Source organism: Sphingomonas sp. 66-10, assembly GCF_001897045.1.
GTDB classification, from domain to species: Bacteria; Pseudomonadota; Alphaproteobacteria; order Sphingomonadales; family Sphingomonadaceae; genus Sphingomonas; species Sphingomonas lycopersici.
This window is the reverse complement of sequence record NZ_MKRR01000133.1, coordinates 46,696-53,837: the sequence shown is the minus strand read 5'-3', so window position 1 is coordinate 53,837 and position 7,142 is coordinate 46,696. Positions and strand designations below refer to the sequence as shown.

The window sequence follows — 7,142 nt, the reverse complement described above, 5'->3', positions numbered from 1 at the left end:
GCATGAACACGCTCGCAAAGCCGAAACCGATCAGCGCAGCGCTCGCCACCTGCCCCGCCGGCCACGCGATGCTCAGGGCGAAGAACAGGAGGCCCAGCGCACTCACCGCATGCCCCGCCCCGAGAAGAAGGCTCTTGCTGAAGCGGTAGGTGAGCGCGGTCCAGGCGAGGACGCCACCGCATTGCCCTGCCGTCAGCGCGATAAGCAGCAGGGTGACTGCACGCGGCCGATCAACGACATAGGTTCCCAGATACATCAGCATCCGACCGAAACACGGCATCGCGAAACCGGTGAGCAGGGCCAGCGCGCCCATTGCCAACACCATCGGGTCGCGTAGCGGAACGGCGATGCGATCGCCCCGAAGCGCGGATTCTGTGCCGTTCCCGCCGCGCGCGCCCGAGCCCCAAACGCACAGCAGCATGGTCAGCGCGAAGACCAGGCCTGCACCGATCCCGGTGAAAGCCAACGCGCCAAAATGTCGCGCCCGCCCCGCTTGCTGCACCAGCGGGGTGAGCACGGTGGCGATGGCCAGCGCGCTCGCGGTGCTGAAGAGCAACCGGTAGCCGGAGACGCGCCCCCGCGCCCGGCTGTCGCGGTTGATCTGCGCCATCAGCGCATTGTGCGGCACGTCGACGATCGCATAGGCGCCGCGGAAAATGAGGATCGCGGTCGCAAGCATCCAGCCACGACGCAGGCCCAGCACCGGCATTGCGTAGATCAATCCGAACGCCGCCCCACAAGGCAGCGCGGCCAAGGCTATCGTCCAGCGATAGCCTCGTCCCGCCGCCCGCCAATGGAGGACGAGCCGGGCCGCAAGCAGATCGAACACCAGATCGCCGAGCACCGCGAACAGCATCAGCCCCGCTGCCTGGGCACCGTTCAGCCCCAGCACGTCGGTCAGCAAAAACAGGATCGTCAGATCCGCGCCGCTGAACACCAGGGCCTTGCCGAAATTGCCCGACGAATAGGCGATCATCCGATATTCTGTGGTGATGTTCGCGATCGGGGGCATCTTTCGCATCAATGGGCGACGGCAAGCCTGACGCCGTACCGCTACCGCCCGTACGACCCGATAATTTCAAATTGGCGACAGCGCTGAACGGCATCTATCGGAAGGCATGGCAGTCGCCGTTGGCTGTCCGTCATTGCGGTGGGCAGCGGTCAGGGGATTTGCTGACTTCGCAAGGCGCCGGCATAGACTTTCATGGCGAATGCGCAGCACCCGAGCGCAATCAGCAGCATGAGCGGCAGCGCGATCGCCAGCGACCACGCGACCGCAGCTGGCTGGGCGAAGACTCGATCGGTGATCAGCGCGACGATGGTCGGCCCCAGCCCCAGTCCGAGCAGATTGGCGGTGAGCACGGCGATCGCGTGCTGAATGCCGCGCATCCGGCCCGGTGTGATCTCCTGCATCGTCGCCGGCCCCGAGCCGAGTGCGGCGGACAGGCAGAACAGCAAGGCGGTGGTGAGGGCCAAAAACAGCCCGGGCGCCGGCATCAGGGGAGCCGCGATCGCGAGCGGGATCGCGGCAGCGAGCGCACCCGCCATCACCATCAGCCGCCCGGTCTCGCGACCGCGCGATCGCAACGCATCACCGGCCAGCCCGGCGGCGAAGGTCCCGGCACTGCACGCAAGGATGACGATCCAGCCCAACCGCCACCCTACCGCCGCCGGCCCCATCTGGAACGTCCGCGCCATCATCGCCGGGGTCCAGGAAAGCAGCCCATAGGCCGCCATATTGGTGAAGCCGACCGCGGCATCGACCCCCAGGATCGGCCGCCAATGCGCAGCGAAATAGCGCCGCACCTCGCCCCAGCCCGGCGTCTCGTCGCTGTCCCCCGCGCCCCGGAGCGGTTCGCGCAAGCTCGCGACCCATAACGCCACGCCGAGCCCGATCGGCACCAGCAGCAGGAAGATCGCTTGCCAGTTCCGAACCGCGCCGACCAATGGCAGGGATACGTCGCCCTTGGGCAGCATGCCCAGTATTGCTCCCCCCAGGATCATCGCGAGCCCGGACCCGATAAACGCCCCCATCGAATAGATCCCCACCGCGAGGCCGAGCCGGCGCGGCGGGAAATAATCGCCCAGCAACGAATAGGCCGACGGCGTCATCGTCGCTTCGCCGACACCTACCCCGATCCGGCTGAGCAGCATCACGGCATAGATACGGGTCAGGCCGAAGCACCCGGTCGCGATCGACCAGAAGGCGATGCCCATGCTCAGCACCGTGACTCGCCGCCTGGTGTCGACCAGCCGCCCGATCGGCAGGCCGCCGATCGACAGGAAGAGCGCGAACGACAAACCCTGAAGCAGGCTGATCCCGGTGTCGCTCAGTTGGAGGTCGTGCTTGATCGGTTCGACCAGCAGGTTGAGGACCTGGCGGTCCACGAACGCCAGGACATAAGCGACCATCAGCACCGCGAGCGCATAGGGCGCGTAACGCGGTCCGATGCTGCGGTCCGTCATTCGCCCAAAATCGCGCCGAGCTTCGGGAAGATCGCGCGATAATCGCCGAGATCGCGGTGCGCCACCCCCGGCACCCGCTGGAAGTCGAGCCTATAGTCGTCGCCGTCGAGCGTCAGGACGGCCGCGCCGACGATCTTCTCGCCGATCCATTCCTGCATCCTGTCGGGGATGACGAACGCGGTCGACGGTACCCAGAAATGCTCGACGCCATCGACGGTCAGCCGGCGCAGCTGATGCGTATGCCCGCTCGCGACGAAGCGCAGATCGTGGCCGGCCAACACTTCCGCGAGGGCGAGCCGCTGTTCCAATGGAACATAGCGTGGGTGCCGCTCCTGATCGCTGAGCGCGACGCGCAGCCAGGGTTTGTGCAGGAACAGCCCGATCGGCCCGTCGACCGCCGCCAAGGCGCTGCACAGCCAGTCGAATTGCCGGGTCTCCTCCGCGCTGCCGGTGTTGAACAGCTGGGCGTTGAGGCCGATCAGCGCCCAGTCGCCCGCCGAGTAGAGCCAGTGATCGGCCCCGAAGGCAGTGCGGAACAGGCAGAGCGCGGCGGCGTCGAACGGTTTTTCGCCGAGCGCCCGGCCGGGCACCGGATTGTCGCCGATATCGTGATTGCCGGGGACACAGAGCAACGGCACGTCGAGCCGGTCCAGCACCGTTTTCGCTTCCTCGACTTGCCCGGGCGCGGCGATGCCGTCGGCGGTCACGTCGCCGAGATGGATGACCAGATCGAAGTCGTCGCTATTGATCCAGTCGATCGCCGCCACGGCGTTGCTGACAAAGTCTGTGGCCATCGCGGCCAGATGCGTATCGCTGATCAGCGCAATCTTCATGACGTCTCGCGGTCCTGCGCGGTTGGTGGGCGTCGCTTCCTGCCCCGGCGCAATTCGTTGCGGAAAGCGCAACCGCGGCATCGCGCGTTGCGTCGCGTGCAAATTGCATCGCCCGCAACACGCGACGCATGCTTTGCGTTGGCCGATCAGGGCTCCATCCGGTCAAGGCCGCGGCGACCAGAGGGGACCGACCGATGATTCGCCAGCTATGCCTGACCAGCGCAGCCCTTGCCCTGGGGACCGCTACCGCCGCCCGCGCCCAATCGGCACCCGATCCGCAAGCTCCCAACGCCGAAGCGTCCACCGACATCGTGGTGGTGGGGTCGCGCGGCACGCCGCGGCTGCGCACCGATACGCCGGCGCCGGTCGACGTGCTGAGCGGCGATACGCTGACCGATCAGGGGGCCGATAACCTCACTCGCGCTCTGTCGGCATTGTCGCCCTCGTTCAACTTCGTGCCGGCGGTCACCTCTCCCTCGGCGGCAGGGACGCGGCCGGCGACGCTGCGCGGCCTGACGCCGGATCAGGTGCTGGTGCTGGTCAACGGCCATCGCCGCCACGCCGCCGCGGTCATCAACACCAATAACGGCGTCGGGCGTGGCACGGTGCCGGTCGATCTCAACACCATCCCGGCGTCGGCGATCGAGCGGATCGAGGTGCTGCGCGACGGTGCCGCCGCGCAATATGGCTCGGACGCGATCGCCGGCGTCATCAACGTCGTGCTGCGCAAGGATGCTGGCGGTGGCTTTACCTCGCTGCGCGGCGGCGCGACCGAGCGCGGCGACGGCGGCACGTTGGCGGCGGCCTCCCGCAACGGTTTCTCGATCGGCGACGGCGGTTTCCTCACGGTGACATCGGAATTCCGCTCGCGCGCCCATACCAATGCCGCGGCGGTCGACCCACGCTTCGGCCGCGTCACACAGCGGCTCGGCGATCCCAGATCGAAGGATGCCAATCTCGCGCTCAATAGCGAGATCCCGCTCGGTGCCAATATCACCGCTTACGCCTTCGCCACCGCCGACGGCCGCTTCACCGAATCCACCCCGCTGTTCCGGCTGCCCAGTGTCTCGCCGGGCTTCTACCCCCAGGGTTTCCTGCCGATGATCCGCCAGCGGACGCTCGATCTGGGCGGCGCGGTCGGGCTGCGCGGCGCGATCGCCGGCTGGAACTGGGACCTCAGCGATACCATCGGCTACAACCGCGCCGACATTCGCGTCGCCAATTCGGTCAATACCTCGCTCGGCGCGGCGAGCCCGACCAGCTTCGACGGCGGCGGCCAGCGTTATACGCAGAACATCGCCAACCTGACCATCGACCGGAAGATTGACCTACTGGCAGGCGCGAACCTCGCGATCGGTATCGAGCATCGCTACGAATGGTACAAGCTGCGCAAGGGCGAGCCCCTGTCCTATGCGGGCGCCGGCGCGCAGGGCTTTCCCGGTTACAACCCGCCATCGCCGGTCCATGTCGATCGTCACGCCCTCAGCGCTTTTCTCGACGCGGAACTGAGCCTGCTTCCCGGTCTCGATCTGGGCGGCGCGGTGCGGTACGAGGATTATAGCGATTTCGGCAGCCGCACGATCTGGAAAGGCTCGCTGTTCTGGCGCGCGGCGCCGTTCGCGGCGTTGCGCGGCACGATCAGCACGGGGTTTCGCGCGCCTTCGCTTCAACAGCAATATTTCTCGACCGTCACCAGCCAGCTGTCGAACGGCGTACTGGTCAATGTCGGCAATTTCGCGGTGCGCGATCCGGTGTCGAGGGCGCTCGGGGCTTCGCCGCTCAAGGCCGAGACGTCGCGCAATTATTCGGGCGGGATCGTGCTCACGCCGATGCGCCAGCTCGACCTGTCGATCGACATCTATCGCATCGACATCAAGAACCGCATCACCTTCAGCGAATCGCTGACCGGGCCGGCGGTGACCGCGATCCTGCTGGCGAACGGCATCACCAACGCCTCGCAAGTGCGGTTCTTCACCAACGCCGCCGACACCCGGTCGGAAGGGATCGAGGCGACATTGCACTGGTCGGCGGGCAAGGCGTCGACCGGGCTGCTCGACCTCTCGCTCGGCTATGGCGGATTCCGCAACAAGCTGACCAGGCTGAGCACCAACAGCGTGCTGCCCAGCCTGCCGCTGCTCGGCACCACCTCGATCGGCGTGCTGGTCGACTCGCAACCGCTCAGCAAGATCACCGCCAATGCCGGCGTCACCCTTGGGGCCTTCCACCTCAACGCCAATGCCGTCAATTACGGGCCGTTCCGCGCGGCGCCGCTCGGCACGGTGCAGCGGTTCGGGCCAAAGACCCAGGTCGACCTGACGCTGGGCGTCGATGCCGGCAAGGGCACTCGGTTCGATCTCGGCGTGCTCAACCTCACCAATGTCTTTCCCGATCAGGTGATCGGCCAGACCGACGGCCGGCTCTATACCGAGGCCGGCGGGCTGAACTTCAACGGCCGCGAATTCTTCGCGCGTTTCTCGATCCGCTATTGAGAGTCAGGCGAGCTGCGGTGTCGCCGCGGCTTGCTCTTCCAGCCAATGCCATACCGCGCCGACCGGTCCACGCCGCTTGCGGTCGGGCGCGGCGGCGAGCTGATAGCCCCCCGGGAAACGCGCCACCGGCAGGCCGATCCGCTCCAGCCGCCCGGCCTCCAGGAAGGGCCAGACCGTCGGGCTGGAACCGATCGCAACGCCCAGCCCTTGCGAGGCGGTCTCATAGAGCGCGTGGATGAACTCGAATCGAGTCACTTGCCCGCTCGGCATCGGTCTTCCCGTGGACCGGGTCCACCAATCCCACAGATCGGTTGGCTGGGTCACCGACAGGAGCGGATAGCGATCGAGACCGTCCTCCGCGAACGCCCGGGCGATCTGCGGTGCCGCGACCGGCGTGGCGGCGACGTTGAGCAAGTCGACATGGTCGAGCCCGGTCAGATCGATATCGGTGAAGCATATCCCGAGATCAGCTTCGCCGCTGCGCACCCCGCGGGCGCCACGATCGGTCTTGAGCGTCAGCGCGATATCCGGGTGCCGCGCGCGGAATTTCTCCAGCCGGGGGATCAGCCACCCGACCGCAAGCGAGTGCGACAGCGACAAGGTGACATCGCGGCGCCCGCGGTCGCCGACCTTTTCCGCGATGCGTCGGAGCTCGAGATAGGCGGGTTCCAGCTCCGCGAAGCAATCCTTGCCCGCGTCGGTCAGCCGCGCGCCGCCCGCGGTCCGCTCGAACAGCCGCGCTCCGACATGATCCGAAAAGGCCTGGATGCGGCGGGAGAAAGCTGCGGCGCTCAGCGCGCATCGATCGGCCGCGGCGCGAAACGTGGGGCCGCGCGCGCCCTCGATGAACGCCTCGATCTGCTCAAGCCGAGGAAGGGATCGCCGCATACCGGCAAGCCTATATCACTTGCGTGACAGTTGAGGGACGTTCCCTGGTTAGGAGCTGGCAGTACGCTTCCGGCCGATAGGAGTGGCTGGCCAAGGGCACAGAGGCGTCGCGGGCGCCCTGAGGCCTGGTCGCAGAGCCTCCATTTTGCCCGTCGCTGCCAAGAGGACGCGCAGGTACGCGGTCAACACCGGCGAGCATATCTTCATGACGATCAACGGCCAGGGCGCACAAGTGTATCAGGCGCTTGCGGATAATGCGTCCGGCACCACGATCACGGCTGTCGGCAGCGAAGGAGCCGGCGCACGCTCCACGTCATCGCGTGGCAGGCGGCGCTCGGATTTGGCAGCGCTGCACGGGACTCGACTGGGAAAATACCTCTCAGAGCACCGACCGCTTCGCGATCGCGCCTTATTGGGGCGGTGGCATTGCCGGCCCGACCGCAAACAAGGGGCCGGCAGACATGAA

At 66.9% G+C, this 7,142-nt stretch carries 5 protein-coding genes; 1 reads left to right on the top strand and 4 read right to left on the bottom strand.

Annotated features, from left to right (window positions below; all coding sequences use genetic code 11):
- The 3 genes from BGN95_RS14205 to BGN95_RS14195 all read right to left on the bottom strand — a co-directional run.
- Window positions 1-1,012, bottom strand: a 1,012-nt coding sequence (locus BGN95_RS14205) for an MFS transporter (protein ID WP_286773029.1), incomplete at its 3' end; no start/stop codon positions are given.
- Window positions 1,013-1,161: 149 nt separating this feature from the next.
- The gene (locus BGN95_RS14200; protein WP_286773028.1) at window positions 1,162-2,466 is read right to left on the bottom strand and encodes an MFS transporter; all 1,305 of its coding nucleotides are present in this window, start codon (window positions 2,464-2,466) and stop codon (window positions 1,162-1,164) included.
- The gene (locus tag BGN95_RS14195) at window positions 2,463-3,299 is read right to left on the bottom strand and encodes a metallophosphoesterase family protein (protein WP_286773027.1); all 837 of its coding nucleotides are present in this window, start codon (window positions 3,297-3,299) and stop codon (window positions 2,463-2,465) included. Before BGN95_RS14195 ends, BGN95_RS14200 begins: the two co-directional genes overlap by 4 nt.
- 194 nt (window positions 3,300-3,493) lie before the next feature.
- Here BGN95_RS14195 and BGN95_RS14190 point away from each other — a divergent pair, with 194 nt between their 5' ends.
- A complete protein-coding gene (locus BGN95_RS14190) occupies window positions 3,494-5,788 on the top strand; it encodes a TonB-dependent receptor plug domain-containing protein (protein WP_286773026.1) in 2,295 nt (764 codons plus the stop codon).
- A gap of 3 nt (window positions 5,789-5,791) precedes the next feature.
- On the opposite strand, the gene BGN95_RS14185 is transcribed toward BGN95_RS14190, so the two are convergent.
- A complete protein-coding gene (locus BGN95_RS14185; RefSeq protein WP_286773025.1) occupies window positions 5,792-6,676 on the bottom strand; it encodes a LysR family transcriptional regulator in 885 nt (294 codons plus the stop codon).
- Window positions 6,677-7,142 lie beyond the last annotated feature (466 nt).

Bases quoted from the DNA above. Each gene is read 5' to 3' on its own strand.
- BGN95_RS14185 (WP_286773025.1), bottom strand. From the start codon at position 6,676: ATGCGGCGATCCCTTCCTCGGCTTGAGCAGATCGAGGCGTTCATCGAG.
- BGN95_RS14195 (WP_286773027.1), bottom strand. From the start codon at position 3,299: ATGAAGATTGCGCTGATCAGCGATACGCATCTGGCCGCGATGGCCACA.
- BGN95_RS14190 (WP_286773026.1), top strand. From the start codon at position 3,494: ATGATTCGCCAGCTATGCCTGACCAGCGCAGCCCTTGCCCTGGGGACC.
- BGN95_RS14200 (WP_286773028.1), bottom strand. From the start codon at position 2,466: ATGACGGACCGCAGCATCGGACCGCGTTACGCGCCCTATGCGCTCGCG.